This is a genomic window from Pseudarthrobacter sp. RHLT1-30-1 (assembly GCF_059383415.1).
Window position 1 is genome coordinate 105,997 of the sequence record NZ_JBWZCG010000007.1, and the last position, 16,328, is coordinate 122,324.

Annotated in this window: 18 protein-coding genes; 12 read left to right on the forward strand and 6 right to left on the reverse strand. The window is 68.6% G+C overall.

Going from position 1 to position 16,328, the window contains the following annotated elements; all coding sequences use genetic code 11:
- Positions 1-56: 56 nt before the first annotated feature.
- Positions 57-539 (forward strand): RrF2 family transcriptional regulator, encoded by a 483-nt coding sequence (locus AC50YM_RS07555; protein ID WP_494956346.1) that lies wholly within the window; start codon positions 57-59, stop codon positions 537-539.
- A gap of 40 nt (positions 540-579) precedes the next feature.
- Here the strand turns inward: AC50YM_RS07555 and AC50YM_RS07560 are convergent, their stop codons facing one another.
- On the reverse strand, positions 580-1,398 hold the full coding sequence (locus AC50YM_RS07560) for a purine-nucleoside phosphorylase (RefSeq protein ID WP_494956347.1): 819 nt from the start codon (positions 1,396-1,398) through the stop codon (positions 580-582).
- 105 nt (positions 1,399-1,503) lie between these two features.
- Here AC50YM_RS07560 and AC50YM_RS07565 point away from each other — a divergent pair, with 105 nt between their 5' ends.
- Both AC50YM_RS07565 and AC50YM_RS07570 read left to right on the forward strand, forming a co-directional pair.
- Positions 1,504-2,919, forward strand: a complete 1,416-nt coding sequence (locus AC50YM_RS07565; protein ID WP_494956348.1) for an NAD(P)H-quinone dehydrogenase — start codon at positions 1,504-1,506, stop codon at positions 2,917-2,919.
- A 20-nt stretch (positions 2,920-2,939) separates the two neighbouring features.
- A complete protein-coding gene (locus tag AC50YM_RS07570) occupies positions 2,940-3,665 on the forward strand; it encodes a hypothetical protein (protein WP_494956349.1) in 726 nt (241 codons plus the stop codon).
- A gap of 3 nt (positions 3,666-3,668) precedes the next feature.
- On the opposite strand, the gene AC50YM_RS07575 is transcribed toward AC50YM_RS07570, so the two are convergent.
- Positions 3,669-5,126, reverse strand: a complete 1,458-nt coding sequence (locus AC50YM_RS07575; RefSeq protein WP_494956350.1) for an aldehyde dehydrogenase family protein — start codon at positions 5,124-5,126, stop codon at positions 3,669-3,671.
- 177 nt (positions 5,127-5,303) lie between these two features.
- On the opposite strand from AC50YM_RS07575, the gene AC50YM_RS07580 reads away from it, so the two are divergent.
- A complete protein-coding gene (locus AC50YM_RS07580; protein ID WP_494956351.1) occupies positions 5,304-5,843 on the forward strand; it encodes a flavodoxin domain-containing protein in 540 nt (179 codons plus the stop codon).
- 32 nt (positions 5,844-5,875) lie between these two features.
- On the opposite strand, the gene AC50YM_RS07585 is transcribed toward AC50YM_RS07580, so the two are convergent.
- Positions 5,876-6,568: a hypothetical protein gene (locus AC50YM_RS07585; protein ID WP_494956352.1), complete on the reverse strand. Its 693-nt coding sequence runs from the start codon at positions 6,566-6,568 to the stop codon at positions 5,876-5,878.
- A gap of 422 nt (positions 6,569-6,990) precedes the next feature.
- On the opposite strand from AC50YM_RS07585, the gene AC50YM_RS07590 reads away from it, so the two are divergent.
- The 4 genes from AC50YM_RS07590 to AC50YM_RS07605 all read left to right on the forward strand — a co-directional run bounded on the left by AC50YM_RS07590 (position 6,991) and on the right by AC50YM_RS07605 (position 9,129).
- The gene (locus AC50YM_RS07590; protein ID WP_494956353.1) at positions 6,991-7,572 is read left to right on the forward strand and encodes a TM2 domain-containing protein; all 582 of its coding nucleotides are present in this window, start codon (positions 6,991-6,993) and stop codon (positions 7,570-7,572) included.
- A 43-nt stretch (positions 7,573-7,615) separates the two neighbouring features.
- The gene (locus AC50YM_RS07595; RefSeq protein WP_494956354.1) at positions 7,616-7,987 is read left to right on the forward strand and encodes a PH domain-containing protein; all 372 of its coding nucleotides are present in this window, start codon (positions 7,616-7,618) and stop codon (positions 7,985-7,987) included.
- A gap of 423 nt (positions 7,988-8,410) precedes the next feature.
- On the forward strand, positions 8,411-8,542 hold the full coding sequence (locus AC50YM_RS07600) for a hypothetical protein (protein WP_494956355.1): 132 nt from the start codon (positions 8,411-8,413) through the stop codon (positions 8,540-8,542).
- Positions 8,543-8,628: 86 nt separating this feature from the next.
- Entirely contained in the window at positions 8,629-9,129 is a 501-nt protein-coding gene (locus AC50YM_RS07605) for a DUF805 domain-containing protein (protein ID WP_494956356.1), read from the forward strand.
- Between the two features lie 644 nt (positions 9,130-9,773).
- Here the strand turns inward: AC50YM_RS07605 and AC50YM_RS07610 are convergent.
- Complete coding sequence (locus tag AC50YM_RS07610; RefSeq protein ID WP_494956357.1) at positions 9,774-9,983, reverse strand: hypothetical protein; 210 nt, start codon at positions 9,981-9,983, stop codon at positions 9,774-9,776.
- Positions 9,984-10,122: 139 nt separating this feature from the next.
- Between AC50YM_RS07610 and AC50YM_RS07615 the strand changes: the two genes are divergently transcribed.
- The 4 genes from AC50YM_RS07615 to AC50YM_RS07630 all read left to right on the forward strand — a co-directional run bounded on the left by AC50YM_RS07615 (position 10,123) and on the right by AC50YM_RS07630 (position 12,476).
- Positions 10,123-10,722, forward strand: a complete 600-nt coding sequence (locus AC50YM_RS07615) for a Pr6Pr family membrane protein (protein WP_494956358.1) — start codon at positions 10,123-10,125, stop codon at positions 10,720-10,722.
- 108 nt (positions 10,723-10,830) lie between these two features.
- Positions 10,831-11,514, forward strand: coding sequence for a hypothetical protein (locus AC50YM_RS07620; RefSeq protein ID WP_494956359.1), 684 nt, complete (start codon positions 10,831-10,833; stop codon positions 11,512-11,514).
- Positions 11,515-11,583: 69 nt separating this feature from the next.
- Positions 11,584-11,907: a hypothetical protein gene (locus tag AC50YM_RS07625; protein WP_494956360.1), complete on the forward strand. Its 324-nt coding sequence runs from the start codon at positions 11,584-11,586 to the stop codon at positions 11,905-11,907.
- Positions 11,908-12,032: 125 nt separating this feature from the next.
- Entirely contained in the window at positions 12,033-12,476 is a 444-nt protein-coding gene (locus AC50YM_RS07630; protein WP_494956361.1) for a hypothetical protein, read from the forward strand.
- An 18-nt stretch (positions 12,477-12,494) separates the two neighbouring features.
- On the opposite strand, the gene AC50YM_RS07635 is transcribed toward AC50YM_RS07630, so the two are convergent.
- Both AC50YM_RS07635 and AC50YM_RS07640 read right to left on the reverse strand, forming a co-directional pair.
- Positions 12,495-14,051 (reverse strand): FAD-dependent oxidoreductase, encoded by a 1,557-nt coding sequence (locus AC50YM_RS07635; RefSeq protein WP_494956362.1) that lies wholly within the window; start codon positions 14,049-14,051, stop codon positions 12,495-12,497.
- On the reverse strand, positions 14,048-16,327 hold the full coding sequence (locus AC50YM_RS07640; RefSeq protein ID WP_494956363.1) for a molybdopterin oxidoreductase family protein: 2,280 nt from the start codon (positions 16,325-16,327) through the stop codon (positions 14,048-14,050). The genes AC50YM_RS07635 and AC50YM_RS07640 overlap by 4 nt, the downstream gene beginning before the upstream one ends.
- Between the last annotated feature and the right edge of the window lies 1 nt (position 16,328).

Genomic DNA, 16,328 nt, shown 5'->3' on the forward strand with positions numbered 1-16,328 from the left:
CCGTCCTGACCTCCCACCCTTGACAGGCAATTTTCCGGACACGTAGCGTCTGGAATATGAAGTTGGGCCGTGGCGTGGAGTGGGCCGTGCACTGTTGCGTCAACATGGCGTGGACGCCGGCCGGGGAAGCGGTCAACAGCGCCCGGCTTGCGGAGTACTACAAGCTCCCGGGCGCCTATCTGAACAAGCAGCTCCAGGCGCTGGTCCGTGCCGGGATCCTGGGCTCCGTGTCCGGTCCGCGCGGCGGTTTCCATCTGGCGCGCCGGCCGGAGCACGTCACCGTGCTCGACATCGTCCTGGCCCTGGAAGGCCCCGACCCGGTGTTTCGCTGCGAAGGCATCCTGGGCAACGTCCCGGATGCCGACACCGAGCAGAACTACGTCCGGACCTGCCTGATTTCCCAGACCATGCGGCAGGCCGAACTCGCCTGGCGGCAGGCCCTGGCCCGGCAGACCGTTGCCGGGATCGCCGATTCGATGGAACGGCGGTTCCCGCAGGACCGCGTGAAGGCCGTGCGCTACCTCGCGCCCGGGCGCTGAGCCTGAGCCTGGGAGCCCGAGCCTGCCGGAGCCCGCGGGGTCAGAGCTTTGCGACGATCCCCGCAAGCAGCCTGGAGATGCGCGGGGCCGCGGCCTGGCCGGATTCGAGGACTTCCTCATGGCTCAGCGGCACCGGGCTGATGCCCGCGGCAAGGTTGGTCACAAGCGAAATGCCGAAGACCTCCATGCCCGCGTGGCGCCCGGCGATGGCCTCGAGGGCGGTGGACATGCCCACCAGGCTCGCGCCGATCCGCTTGGCGTACTGCACCTCGGCGGGGGTTTCGTAGTGCGGCCCGGTGAACTGGGCGTAGATGCCTTCCGCCAGCGAGGGGTCGACTTCGCGGGCGAGGCCGCGGATGCGCGCTGAGTACAGGTCGGTGAGGTCGACGAAGGTGGCCCCTTCGAGCGGTGAGGTGGCGGTGAGGTTAATGTGGTCGCTGATCAGCACTGGGGTGCCGGGCGTCCAGTCCTCGTTGAGGCCGCCGCAGCCGTTGGTCAGGACCAGGGTCTTGCAGCCGGCGGCCGCCGCGGTGCGCACGCCGTGGACGACGGCGCGGACGCCCTTGCCCTCGTAATAGTGCGTCCTGGCGCCCAGGACGAGGGCGCGCTTGCCCTCCCGGGTCAGCACGGAGCGGATGGTGCCGACGTGGCCCACCACCGAGGGGGAGGAGAAGCCGGGGACCTCGTCCGCGGAGAGGGTGGCCGTGGTCTCACCGATCAGGTCGGCGGCGTCGGCCCAGCCCGAGCCGAGAACCAGGGCGACGTCGTGCGTGTCGACGCCGGTCTGCGCGGCAATGTAGGCGGCCGCGGCGCGGGCGGCGTCGAAGGGGTCCGTGGTCAGGGAATCTGTTGTACTCACCGGTACAAGTTATCCTGCCGGCGGCGTGCTGCCCAGCGCCGAAGGCTGTGTGGTGCAGGCCCTAATTCTTGGCGGTGCCGTCCGGATGGTGGACAATGGCTCATTGTGACTACGCATCCGGATTTCAGCTCACCCCGCATCGCAATCCTGGGCGGAGGGCCCGGCGGCTACGAAGCTGCCATGGTCGCCGCCTCGCTGGGAGCGACGGTCACCATCATCGAACGGGCGGGGCTCGGCGGCTCCGCGGTGCTGACCGACGTCGTCCCCTCCAAGACCCTGATTGCGACCGCTGACCTGATGACCCGCGTCGGCGAAGCCGGCGAGCTCGGCGTGAAGTTCGACCTCGACGGCGGCGACTGCACCCCGACGATGCGAGCTGACCTGAAGCACATCAACGACCGTCTGCTCCGGCTGGCCCGGCAGCAGTCCACGGACATCCAGAAGGGCCTGGAGAACCAGGACGTCCGGATTCTGCTCGGCTCCGGCAGGATGCTGGACAGCCACACGATCGAGGTCGTCACCGCCGGCGGCACCGAAATCATCGAAGCGGACGCGATCCTGCTGGCCGTCGGCGCCCACCCGCGCGAGCTGCCCACCGCCCGCCCGGACGGCGTCCGGATCCTGAACTGGGCGCAGATCTACAACCTGGACGAGCTGCCCGAGGACCTGATCGTGGTGGGTTCCGGCGTGACCGGCGCCGAGTTCGCCTCCGCCTACAACGGTCTCGGCTCCCGGGTCACCCTGATTTCCAGCCGCGACCGCGTGCTGCCCGGCTCGGACGCCGACGCCGCCGAGGTCCTCGAGGGCGTCTTCGAACGCCGCGGCGTCAAGGTGCTCTCCCGTGCCCGTGCCGAGACGGTGGAGCGCACCGAGGACGGGGTCATTGTGACCCTCGGCGATGGCTCCCAGGTCACCGGCAGCCACTGCCTCGTCGCCGTCGGTTCAATCCCGAACACCGCGGGGATCGGCCTCGAGGAGGCCGGCGTGGCGCTCACCGAGAGCGGCCACATCAAGGTCGACGGCGTGTCCCGCACCACCGCACCGAACATCTACGCCGCCGGCGACTGCACCGGTGTGCTGGCGCTCGCGTCGGTCGCCGCGATGCAGGGCCGGATCGCGATCGCGCACTTCCTGGGCGACAGTGTCATGCCGCTGAAGCTGCACCAGGTCGCGTCCAACATCTTCACCTCGCCCGAGATCGCGAACGTGGGCGTCTCCGAGGCCGAGATCGATTCCGGCAAGTACCAGGCCGACGTCGTGAAGCTTTCGCTGCGCAGCAACGCCCGCGCCAAGATGCGCAACCACCGCGACGGCTTCGTCAAGATCTTCGCCCGCAAGGGTTCCGGAACCGTGATCGGCGGCGTTGTGGTGGGTCCGAACGCCTCGGAGCTGATCTTCGCGATCTCCCTCGCGGTCACCCAGAAACTGCACGTCGACGACGTCGCCAGCACCTTCACGGTGTACCCGTCCCTGAGCGGTTCAATTTCCGAAGCGGCCCGGAGGCTGCACGTCCACATGTAACCACAACGGAGGCAGTAGCCATGCAGAGTCCCCGCACCTTGGTTGAGTCCATGGAACGCAACCCGGCGCTGCCCTCCGGCCCCGAAGAACGCTTCGCCGGCTACGGCGTGATGGGTGTGCCATTCAGTTCCGGCTACGTCCTGGCCCTGCGGCATTTTCCGGCTTCGTCGGTGGGGCCGGGCTACAGCTCGGTCTGGATCCGCGACCCTGCCGGCGCCTGGACGATGCACAGCACCACCGCTCCGGAGTCCTCCTGCCCCCGCTACTTCGGCAGCGCCCTCGGATCGGCCTCGACGGGGGCGATCTCCATCCGCTGGCGGAACGACTACTCCTTCAGCGTGGAGGTCGGAGACGGGGTGGACCTGGGCTGGGACCTGACCCTGGCCGCCACGCCGGTCACCCGGCTTCTGTCGGCGGTGTCCGGGGTGGTCCCGGTGCGGCTGTGGCGCAACCCGACGTTCCTGCGCACCATGGGGACGGTCGCGGGACCGGTGCTCGGCGCCGGGCACATCGGGCTGACCGGCCGGGTGCCCAACGGCCAGGTCTTTGGGGCGCGGCCGCGGCGGATGTGGTTTGTCCGCGAGAGCATGGCGACCCTGAAGGGGCACAGCCTGGGACAGGCCTCGGCGCTGCCCGTCCAGGACCGGCTCGGGGACTTCTGGATTCCGCAGCGCGGCATCTTTATGATCGGCTCGTCCGTGTTCGAGCCCTTCGACCCCGCCACGCACCTCGCCGCGGGGCGCTGAACCTCAGAACGGGTAGGGCGCGATGTCCGGCCGGACCGTGAGCCACTGGATTTCGGTGAAGGACTCCATGTTCGCGTGGTGTCCGCCGATCCGCGAGCCGTTGCCCGAGTTCTTCACGCCGCCGAACGGTGAGTTTGCCTCGTCGGACACTGTCTGTTCGTTGATGTGGACCTTGCCGGAGTCCAGCTGGTCCGCGATGGTCATCGCCATGCCGACGTCGCCCAGGATGCCGATCGAGAGTCCGTATTCATTGCCGTTGGCCAGCGCCACGGCTTCCTCCACGGTGGAGAACTTCATCACCGGGGCCACCGGGCCGAAGATCTCGTCCTTCCACGCCGGGCTGGCCACGTCCAGATCGGCGAGGACGGTGGGCCGGTAGAACCTGCCGTCGTGGGTGCCGCCGGCGGCCAGCCGCGCCCCGCCCTGTACCGCGTCCTGGACGATTGCGTCGATCCGGTGCAGTTGCTTCCCGTCGATGATCGGACCCAGCGCCACCGTCCCGCTCTTGGGATCCCCGACCGGGAGATGCGTGGCCTTCTCCGCGAGGGCGCTGACATAGTCCTCGTAGATGTCCTCGTGGACGATGTGGCGTCCGGCGGCCATGCAAATCTGGCCCTGGTGCATAAAGGACCCGAACGCCGCGGCGGAGGCAGCCTTGGGCAGGTCCGCGCCGGGCAGCGCGATGAGCGCGTTGTTCCCGCCGAGTTCCAGGTGCGCGCGCTTGAGCAGGCGCCCGGCGGTCTCGCCGATCTTCCGCCCGGCCGCCGTCGAGCCGGTGAAGGCAATGACGCTGACCTCGGGTGCCTCGACGACGGCGGCTCCGATGTCTGCCCCGCCGGGCAGCAATGACAGGAGCCCGGGCGGCAGCCCGGCCTCCTCGAAGATCCGCATCAGCGTGACGCCGCCGCAGACCGCGGTGCGCGGGTCCGGCTTGAGTAGCACGGCGTTGCCGAGGGCCAGCGCCGGGGCGACGGCACGGATTGAGAGGATCAGCGGGAAGTTGAACGGCGCGATCACGGATACCACCCCGACCGGCCTCCGCCGGGCGAAGGACCAGCGGTTTTCGTTCGACGTCAGCACGTCCCCGGCCGGGAGCGAGGGCAGCGCCGAGGCGTCGTAGCATTCGTTGGCGGCGATGTGCGTTTCCAGGCCCGCCTTGGGCGGAATGCCGCCGGACTCGCGCACAATCCAGCCCTGGATCTCGCCGGCGTGTTCCTCCCAGAGCATCCCGGCGCGGCGGAGCACGGCGGCACGGTCCTCGGGATTGAGTTTCGCCCAGGCCTTCTGGGCGGCCGCAGCCGCCGTCGCGGCGGCACGGACATCGTCCACCGAGGCGAGGCCGTAGCTGCCCAGCGTTTCGCCGGTGGCGGGCTCGACGGCGTCGGCAGTTCCGCCGCCTCCCGGGCGCCAGCCGTTGAGGTAGATCTTGCCCTCCCAGAGAGAGGCGTCGAGCAGGGACATGTCCTGTCCTTTCGTGTGGATGCGTCGAACCGAACCGGGCGGTCCGCTGTAAATGGGGCCGGGGCCTTCGTACATCACATGCCGCCGGGCCGTCGCCGTCAAGGGCGTGGTGCGCTTTCGGGACGACGGGGACGTTTGGCACTACTTCGTCAGGGACCCGCGCCGACACAGTGGATCATGGCCAAAATCTATCTCCCCTACGGGAGCGTCGAAGGACAGACAGCCCGGATTACGGAGTACATCGCCGAGTTGATCCAGGCGCACGGGCACGAAGCGGAAATGGTCGACCTCAAGCATTCCGGCGGCACCCTTCCGGGCGGATACGACGGGGTGATTGTGGCGGCGTCGGTGCATATCGGCAAACACGAAGGGTATGTGACCGATTTTGTCCGGAAGAACCGGGGTGAACTCGAGCGTCTGCCGTCCGCGTTGATCTCGGTCAGCCTGGCAGCCCACGGGGACGAGGAATACGCCGAGGGGTACGTGACAAAATTCGAGGAGGAGACCGGCTGGCATCCCGCCCATGTCGGGATCTTCAGCGGCGCCCTGCTCTATACCCAGTACAACTTCCTCAAACGCCAGATGATGAAGAAAATCACCAAGGACAAGGGGTCCCCGGACCTGGATACATCCCGGGACTACGTCTACACGGAGTGGGATGGCGTGAAGCAGTTCACCGAGGATTTCCTGGCGGGACTTGCCGCCCCGGCAGGCTAGGGAGTTTGCAGTACGAAGTATTGGGTTCGGACTCAGGAGCAGGCGTAGGGCGGAACTGTTTTCCAGGCGTTGTAGGGCTTGAACCAGTACTCGAAGCCCAGCCTGTCGGCGTCGTCCTCAAGGACGTCGAGACGGTCCGAGTAGAGGGCTTCACTGTCCGCGTCCTCCATCAGGACTTCCCCGACCTGGTCCCGCCAGTCCTCCGGGAGGTCGAGTTCGTAGATGTCCTCGGTGATTTCCGCCTGATCGAGCAGGCAGCGGACGGCGAGTTCGGCGGCGAGGCATCCGGGGGCGGTCCACCCGCGGACCAGGCACGCCGTGACGTCGGCGGCGACCACGATGAATTTCTGGGTGAACTTCGCGTCGTAGTTGGACGCAAACTGCGGCGGCAGGGAGGACAGCACCGAGGATCCGGCGATGTCGGACGTCGTGATGTCCGCCAGCTGGCTAAGCGTGCCCAGGTCGCGGAAGAGCTGGTCGAGGAGGACGCTGGACGAATTCCACAGCAGACCGGCCAGCAGGCGGGTCTGGCGCACGGCTTTTTCCCGGTCCTCCGGTGAGACCGCGGCCATGTCTTCCAGGTCTTCCGGATCGAACTGGAGCCGCTGCTCCGGGGTCATGTCCTCCGGGTGGGGGTCGAGGCCCAGCAGTTCCAGGCTCAGCCCGGTCAGCTTGTCGGCTTCGGCCAGGAGTTCTTCGGTGATGTCGTCGTCGTCGGCGCTCATGGCCCCGATGCTACCCGCCAGCGGCCCGCCCGCCCGATTCGCGTTACGCGGGCGCGTCCGGCCGTCTCGGGCATGCCCGGATCTTAATGCAAAAGTGCCCGCGGTAACCGCCGCGGGGGCTTTTCTCCTAGCGGAATCCACGGCGCCGCACGGCACGCCTTCACGCGTCGAGTACTCGTATTTGGAGGGTCCGCTGGCCGCCCACGAGGACGAACATCCCACACGGCGGGCTCCAATCACGGGTTCCGCCGCCAATGCTGTGGGGCGTTCGGGTGTGACTTAATTTCGTGAATCAGCGCAATTTTAGAAATGTTGCGCCAGACTGATAGCGGCACATGGACTCATGGGGGAAATGCCGTCTTTGACGGTGCTGCCGCCCGGTCAGCCGTGGGCTGCATCAGCACTCATCGAAAGGCATGCCCATGACACCGACCCTCCCGGATCCGAACGCGGTTCCGCCCGAAGGCTACGACCAGCCTGCCGCTGCACCGCACCAGGGGCAGCAGTTCCAGCCCGCGTCCCAGCAGCAACCCATCCCGCAGCAGCCGCAGCCGTACGCGGGGCAGCAGTTCCCACCTGGATCCCAGCAGCAGCCGGGCTACCCGGCCGGTCCCGCGCAGCCGTCCGCGGGGCAGCAGCCGGGCTACCCCGCCGGTCCCGCCCAGCCGTACGCGGGGCAGCCGCAGTACCAGGCCCACCCGACGGCGCCGATGCAGCCGCAGTATCAGTCGCCGCCCCCGATGCCGAACCCGGTCTACGGCTACCCGCAGCCCAAATCCAAGGTCGTTGCCGGTCTCCTGGGTATCTTCCTGGGCCCGCTCGGTATCCACCGCTTCTACTTGGGCTTCACCAAGATCGCGGTCATCCAGCTTGTCCTCACGATCGTTCTGGGCGCCTTCACCTTCGGCCTGGTCGGCCTGTGGGGGATCATCGAGGGGATCATGATCATCGCCGGCTCAGCCAACTTCCGGACCGACGCCCAGGGCATCCCACTGCGCGACTGACCGGCGGCCCATTAGTCGAATACCGACACACCAAGGGGAGACTTTGACCCAGATCATTCACGACAAGACAGAGCAACTCGAACAGATAAACGCGGGCCTGCTGCAGGGCGAAATCGTTTATGCGGTCTATGACTGCATAGGTGTCGGCACCGGCTTCGTCGGCATCACGAGCATGCGAGTCATCCTGCAGGACAAGAGTTTCGTGGGCAACAAACTCGCTGTGGTCTCAATTCCTTACAAGAACATCCGGTCCGTCTCCATGCTGTCCAACAAGTCGATGATGGGGCGGTTCGCATCCACCTCCACCATCGGTATCGACACCGGTGGCGGAGTTAAGGAAGCCGACTTCCGCGGTGATGACAAGGCCAGGCACGCCCATGACCTGATCCTTTGGAATGTGCTGAACACCAAGTAGCGCGCGTCACCCAGGGCGGCCGGACAACCCGGCCGCCTTCGGACCCCGGAGACGGAGCCGGTGAGCTCCGGCTCAGCAGCGGGGGAACAATGCGCATAATTTTCAGGGCGGCACAGGGCTGCACCGTCATGGTCGGGGTACTCCTTGCCGCCAGGCCGGCCAACGCCGTCGAGGTCTGTGCGACCGATCCCGCGACCGGTTCAGTTGTCTGCCGTGACGACGCCTTCCGACCTGTGGTTTTGGAGTTCCCGGCCACGGTGGACTCCCCGTCCGCGCCAGCCCCCGCCCCAAACTGCCAGCGCAGAGCCGCCCGTCGCCATCACACCGGCCGCGACCGCCAGCCCTTCGCCGTCAGCCACCCCCACGCCGCCAAGGACCGCTTCGGCGGAGCCGGTCCCAAACCACCCGCTCGACGAGACCGAGTTGACCACTAAGGGCGACAACGGGACGGCACTTGGATTCATCGCCGGCAGCCTCGGTGTTCTCGTGATTGCGGGCGCTGCCGTCTACTCACGCCGGCAGCGCCACGGATCCAAGAGGCGCAAGAAGAAGTAGACGGGACTTTATCCATCGAATGCGCTAATTGGCCGTGCGGCCCATACGATGAGCTGTTTCGTCATTCCGAAACCATGGGGGAAACCTTGAGCTATCCGCAATACCCACAGACACAGACACAGCCGCCGGCCTTCCATAGCGGCGAACCGCCGCTCTGGGCCCCGTATTACGGTGCCCCATTCCCGGCAGCCGTGACACGCTTCTTCAAGAAGTACGCCACCTTCTCGGGTCGGGCCGGCCGCAGCGAATACTGGTGGTGGGCCCTCGTATCCTTCGCCGTAAGTGCCATCATAAACATCTTCGTCGCGGCAGGCTCCGCTGCATCGGCGGCGGCCTCAAGCTACGGCAGCAGCCAGGAAATGGGCCCCGGAGCCATCATCGGAGCCATCCTGCTCGTCATCTTTGCGCTGGCCACCGTCATTCCGTCGCTGGCGCTGACTGTGCGCCGTCTGCACGACGGCAACTTTAGCGGCTGGCTCCTGCTTCTCGGGCTGGTGCCATTCGCCGGCGGCCTGGCCCTGCTGGTACTCGTTATTCTGCCCTCCAACCCGGCTGGCCAGCGCTTCGATCAGCCAGTCCGCGTCTAGGACGCACCAGGGATTGCCATCTACGGTTTCTTTCGGCCGTGGATGGCAATCTGCCAATGATCCCAGCATGCGCTTGGCTCACAGCTCGAGGCTCAGCCCCGTAGGCATCACGGCGTCGGCCAGCAGTTCTTTGATGGTGTCGTCGTCGGCGCCCACTGTCCCGAGGCTACCCGCCATCCGGTCCCGGCCCGATTCGCGTTACGCGCACGTCGGACTGGATTAGACCGCAGCAGCCCCGATGTTTTCCGGCGCAGAACGGCCTCGCTCCATCCGGGCGGACAGGAGATAAACGATCCCCGCGACCAGGGGGACCACACTTGCCGCGGCGAGCGACACGATCGGGCCCGATCTTTCCGATGACCGTGATCAGGAGCGGCAGCATGCCGAGGGCCACCAGCAGCCAGCCGGCCAGCGCGCTCCGTTTCAGGCCGAGGACGGCAGCCGGGAACGACAGGGCGACGACGCTGATGGCTACCACGGGTCCGTTCTCGCTGATGAAGTCACGCAGCGCCGCGGTGTCGATGGCAAGCCATACACACGCCGCGACGAAGGCGGACGTGAGGGCGATCAGCAGGGGCGCGGCCGCGGCCAGAACCAGGCCGCGGCCGCGAGGATCAGCATCGGCAGCACCCAGGCGAGCGTCATCAGCAGCCCGGTATTTCCGCCGGGATCCTCCATGGCGTAGCCGCCGATGAAGACGCCCCCAGGACCGTGAACACGGCCATGATGGCCGCGCCGGTGCGCTGCAACGTCGTGGCCCGTCGCTGTGGATCTTTCTCCCGGGCCAGGACAGTACCCAGCACGCCGGCGACCACAACGATCGCGCCGAGCGCCAGGATGATGGGGACGTTCATGGGTGCCTCCTGCGGATGTAATGGTCCTGGCTTCAGTACACGCCGGGAGGGGCGGGCTGGCCAAGGGGAGAAGGGCCCGGAGCCCACCCGGTCCTTTTGACTCTGGGGGCCCGGCACCGCGGGGCGCAACACTGAGGCCATGAGTGATGTGCTGACGCTGAATCCCGCGGTCGAACGCAACGTGGGCGCCAACCGCGTGCTGCATCCGGACTGCCTCTGGGTCCGTCTGGTGCGCGGCGGGGCCGGACTTGCCATGCTCGCCGCCCTCGGCCAGGAGGTCTACGACGCGACGCAGCCGGGCAACTCCGTCGACATCCCCCAACTCATCTCCCAGTTCACGTTCCACTCGAACCTTGTCCTCGCGCTTGTACTCCTGGTGTCCGCAGCGCGGCCGCGGGCGCGGCTGCCACAGTGGTGGGATCACCTGTTCGGGGCCCTCGCCGTCTACCTGGTGATGACCGGCATCATCTATGCGGTGCTCGTGGCGCCGCCTGATGAGCCGTGGTGGACGCTGGACATGTACTGGCCGTGGATGATCACTCACCGCATTGCACCGCTGGTCGCGGGGCTCGACTGGCTTTTTGTCACCCGCACCGTCCGCGGCCCGTGGCGGCGGCCCCTCATCTGGCTGTGCTACCCGGCCGCATTCCTGGTCTTCTCGTGGTGCGCGGTGCCCTCGACGGCTGGTATCCCTACGACTTCCTCGACCCGAGGCTCGGAAGAGGCTGGCCAGCGGTGATCGCCACGAGCGCCCAGGTGCTCGGCGCGTTCCTTGTTGTCGGGGTGCTCGTGCATCTCGCCGGCAATGGCCGGGCGGGCCCCGCCCGCGGACCCGGAAAGGTGTTCCATGCCTAGCCGCCAGCCCTGGCCGTTTCGACCCGGAGTCACGCTCGTGGCCGTGCTCGCCCTGTTCCTCGCCGCGTGCTCCCAGCCCGCGGGCCAAAGCGGGCCGACGTCGTCGACCGCTACCGCATCCAGCACTGGCAACCCGGCCTGTGATCTCATCACCCCGGAGATTGCGGCGAAGACCGAACCCGGGCTCGTGCCGGTTGGCCAGATCAGCCCGGCCAAGCCCTCGGGCAGCAAGGCCTACCTGTGCACCTATTCCAGTAAGTCCGAATCAGGTATGACGGCGCTGTCGGTGGCCCTCACGTCTCCCGCATCGGCCGCCGACATCTCCAAAGCGAAGTCGACGCCGGACTGCTCACCTGTCACGGGCATCGGCGACTTCGCCTGCCTGCAGTGGACGGGCTACTTCCGCGGTGAGCCCGGCAACGTGTCCGCAAATGTCGTCCTGACGGCTGTCCGGGGCAACGAGACGCTCGAGATGCCCTATGTCACCGGACCGCCTATGGCCGGGTCCGGGGTCCCGGATGGTGACGCGATGGCCCGCGCACTCTCACAGGCTGCCGTGGACGCGGGCTGGGGAAACGGCACCGCACTCAACGTCCCAGCCGCTCCGCCCGTTGGTCCGCCGGCCACGACGAACAACGCGGTCTGCGCCCTGATCAGTCCCGATGAGGTTAAATAGGCATTCGGGGCGAAGACCCAGCCGCAGATCCTCCCCGGCGAGTCCAACTGCCGCTACAGGTTCGGCGACTTGGGCGCTCCGGGCCCGGACTCCCTTGTCTTCTCGATTGAAGTCCTCGAGGGTTCAGCCCCGGCGCTGGCCGCCCAGGGCCTGCATGGCGAACGGCTCGACGGCGTCGGGGACCAGGCGGCCTTCAACATGGGAACCGAACCCGCGGGCCCCAAGTCCCTCCGCCCGGCCGGCGATGTGCCGATTACGATGCTGTCCGTGATGGTGGTCAGGGGCCAGAACCTCGCGACATTTACCGCGGAGGTCCTGATCTCCCCTTTGGGGCCCACGGCCGAGCAGACGAAGGAACAACTCATCACCCTGGTGCGCGACGTCGGGTTCTGATGCCCTCGCACGAGGTCTGACGCCCCGAACGACGTCTCCTGACCGGGCTGAAGCGTCCTGCCGGACTCTCGATCGCATAGGCTTCGATCAGGGCCAGCACGGTCTCACTTCTTTGGGGGAAGCACTTGGATTCTTCAGATCACCGCACCGACGGGACGATGCCGCCCGCCGAAACCATGGGCACAACGAAGCTCCCCATTCCCGTTTCACGTCTCCGCTGGGCGCTGCTGCACAGGCTGGTCTATGCCATCCCGTTGGGGCTGCTGTTTGGCGTGATGCTGGTCAACGGACTTAAGGCGAACGGTTCCGCGTTCCCCACAACGGCGGCGATGGCTGGCGGGGTGGGGTTGTCCTTCTCCCTCGTCCTTGGAATCATCTGGCTCGTCGGCCGCCGGCGGCGGGCTCTTTTTGCCGCATCCGGCGGTGACCCGGACGCAGCCGGAGTGCTGCTGTTCGGCGCCATGGCACCCAGGATCGGGCGCCTCGGGCCCTACAGCGAAAGTGGATTCCACCGGTGGGCCGCGGGGTTCGGCGCAGGAGGAGACGGCGGTAGAGGCGATTGGGGCTAGGACCCCGTCGAACCGGTGTCAAGCCGGGGCCCCCTGAAAGTGCTTCTCGATGATCCCCTTGATGTCGTCATGGCAGCCGCCGCAGCCCGTCCCGGCCCGCGTTGCGCCTGACACGTCGGCCACCGTCCCGCAGCCGTCGGTCACCGCCGCGGCGATCTTGGTCCCGGTCACCCCGGCGCACCGGCACACCGTGCGTTCGGGATCAGCCGCCCCGGCAGCGGCCGCCTGGTCCGGGCCGTCGAGGCGCAGCAGCAGCGACCGGTCCGCCGGGAGCTCGGCGCCGCGCTCGAAGAGCTGCACCAGTTCCGCCGCGGTGCGGGGCATGCCCACTGCCACCAGGCCCTGCAGCACCCCGGCCCGGGTGGTCATCTTGACGTAGCGGCCGTGCTCGGGATCGGCCCACTGTGCGATCTGCAGCCTGGCCCGGCCGTTCCCGGCCCCGGCGGTCAAAGCCTCCTCATCCCACGGCTCGGCGCCATTGTCCCCGGCCACGGCCATGTTCATACCGCGGGCCTTGAGTACAACAACACCCGGCAGCTCGGCCGGCAGGGGAAGCAACAACTCAGCCTCCGAAGCGCCCGACGCCAGCAGCGTCAGGTACCCGGCGAGCCATTCGGCCTGCCGCCAGCCCGGTCCTACGAGCCCGGACGGACCGCGGGCGGTCCGGCACTGAACGCATTCCGGATCGGGGCAGCGGACCTCGGCGCAGTCGCCGATGGCAAAGATATGCGGCTCGTGGTGTGCCCGGAGTCTGTGGTCCACCAGGATCCCGGCCGCCGTCGAGAGCCCGCAGCCTTCGGCCAGTTCGGTCCGCGGCCGGACGCCGCAGGAGAGGACCAGCAGATCGCCGTCGATCGCGGACCCGTCGTCCAGCAGCAGGGCCGAGAAGCCGCCGTCGGGCCCGTTGTGTTCTACGCCGGTGGACCGGGCATTGCCGGCCACCCGCACGCCGCAGTTCCGCAACGAAGCCGCGAGCACGGCGCCGCCGCCGCGGTCGATGTTGCGGCCCAGCGGATGCGGTCCGTTGTGCACGACGGTGACCGTGGCGCCTTCCTCGGCCGCGGCGAGGGCTGTCTCCAGGCCCAGCACGCCGCCGCCGAGCACCACCACACGCTTGCCGCCGGCCACCGCTGCCCGCAGCACCGAGGCGTCGCGCAGGTCCCGCAGCGCGGTGACGCCCGCGGGCAGTACGGGGTTGGCCGGGTCGGGGTTGAGTCCGGTGAGGTTGGGGATCACCGGGCGGGAGCCGGTGGCGAAAACCAGCCGGTCGTAGCCGGGGGAGGTGCCGTCGCTGAGAATCAGCTGCTGCCGGGCGCGGTCCACGCGTCGGACGCGGACGCCCAGCCGGACGTCGACGCCGTCGGCAATCAGCGCGGCGGCATCGGAGAGGGCCAGGGCGGATGCCGTGGTCCGGCCGACTCCGAGATCGGCCACCAGCACGCGGTTGTACGCGGCTTCCGCTTCCTCACCGATCACTGTCAGGTGCGCGAGTCCGCCGCGCACGGCGGGCAGCAGCTCGTCGACCAGCCGGGCGGCCACCGGCCCGAAGCCCACTACAACAATGCGTTCAGTCACGAGGCACCTTCCTTCTCCAGTTCATTGGCCGGCAGTTCGTTGGCCGGCAGCTCGTCTGACGGCAGGTTCTCGGCGCGGGGACTGGCGGCGCCGGCCCGGACCCAGACGTGGCTGAGCTTGAATTCCGGCATCCCGGAGATCGGATCCGTGGCCGCCTCCGTGAGACGGTTGGCGCTCCCCAGTTCCGGGAAGTGGAACGGCAGGAAGACCGTTTCGGGCCGGATATCCGTGCTCAGCTCGGCGCGGCAGGAAACCTCGCCGCGTCCGTTCGAAATTGAGACGGCATCGCCCTCCGCGATGCCCTGTGCGGCGGCGGCCGCCGGATGGATCTGCAGCCGCGCTTCCGGCTGGGCCGCGGCCAGCGCCGGCACCCGCCGGGTCTGCGCACCGGACTGGTAATGCTCCATCAGCCGGCCGGTGATCAGGGTCATCGGCGTCCCGGCACCGGCCGCCGTGGCCGCAACGCCGGCGGAGGCCACAGCAACAGCACGACGGCGGGGCGTCACCGGAGTGAACACCGCCCGGCCGTCCGCGTGGGCAAAGGAGTCCAGGAACAGCCGCGGCGTGCCGGTGCTGCCGGCAGGGTAGGGCCAGTAGGCCGCCTCGCCGCGGTCCAGCATGGCGTAGTCGATCCCGGAGTAGTCGGCCAGCCCGCCGGCGGACGCGAGCCGGAGTTCCTCAAAGACGGTCTCCGGATCCTCGCTGAACGCGGACGGCGCTTCCAGGGCCTCGGCCAGCCGGGTCATGATCCACAGCTCGCTGCGCACCCCGGGCGGGGGAGCGATCGCGCGGCGGCGGCGCAGCACCCGGCCCTCGAGATTAGTCAGGGTGCCCTCCTCTTCGGCCCACTGGGTGACCGGCAGGACCAGGTCGGCTTCCGCAGCGGTCTCGGAGAGGAAGAAGTCGCAGACCACCAGGAAGTCCAGGCGCCGCAGACCGGCGATTACGGCGTTGGCGTCGGGCGCGGACACCGCCACATTGGCGCCGTGCACGAAGAGGCAGCGGCAGCCGCCGGGCTGTCCCAGCGACTTGAGCAGTTCGACGGCGGGGACGCCGGGTCCGGGGATCAGCTCCTCCGGCACCCCCCACACCGCAGCCATGTGGGCGCGGGCGGCGGGGTCGGTGATCTTGCGGTAGCCGGGGAGCTGGTCCGCCTTCTGGCCATGTTCGCGGCCGCCCTGGCCATTACCCTGGCCGGTGAGGGTGCCGTAGCCGCTGCGTGCGGAGCCGGGCAGGCCGAGCAGCAGGGCGAGGTTGATGGCGGCGGTGGCGGTGTCCGTGCCGTCGACATGCTGTTCCACGCCGCGGCCGGTGAGGATATAGCTGCCGCCGCGGCGGGCGCCGTCGGCGAGCCGGCGGGCGGTGTCGCGGAGCAGTCCGGCCGGGACGCCGGTAAGGGACTGCACGCGTTCAGGCCAGTAGGCGGCGAGGCTGCGGACCAGGGCGCCGTGGCCGGTGGTGCGGGACGCGAGGTAGCCGGCGTCGGCCAGGCCCTCGTGGACCACGACGTGGGCGAGGCCCAGGAGGAGGGGGAGGTCGGTACCGGGCAGCGGCTGCAGGTGCAGTCCGCCGCCGTCGGAGGTGAACGCGGCGGTGGCGGAGCGTCGGGGGTCCACCACGATCAGGCCGCCGGCGTCGCGGGCGCCCTGCAGGTGCTGCACAAACGGCGGCATGGTCTCGGCGACGTTGGAGCCGAGCATCAGGATGGTGCTGGCCGAATCGAGGTCTTCCAGCGGGAAGGGCAGGCCGCGGTCCAGGCCGAAGGCGCGCATCCCGGCGGCGGCGGCGGAGGACATGCAGAACCGGCCGTTGTAGTCGATCCGTGAGGTGCCCAGGGCCAGCCGGGCGAACTTGCCCAGCTGGTACGCCTTCTCGTTGGTGAGCCCGCCGCCGCCAAAGACGCCGACGGCGTCCGCCCCGTAGCCGGCCCGGGTGGACTTCACCGCGGCGGTGATGCGTTGCAGGGCTTCGTCCCAGCCGATCGGGCGGTGGACGCCGTCGGCGCCCTTGAGCAGGGGGTCGGTGATGCGCCCGGGGTGGTTCAGCAGCGACGCCGACGTCCAGCCTTTGCGGCAGAGTCCGCCGCGGTTGGTGGGGAAGTCGCGGCCGGTCACGTCGAGCGGCGGGGCGTTGGTTTCCGGGGCGACGGCGGCAGGCCGTTCCGGCACGGGGCCCGGCCCCGGCTGGGGAGTCGGGGCCGGGACCGCTGGGGTGGTCAGCGTCATGGCGCACTGCAGCGCGCAGTACGGGCAGTGCGTGGCGGCGCCGTCGGTCATG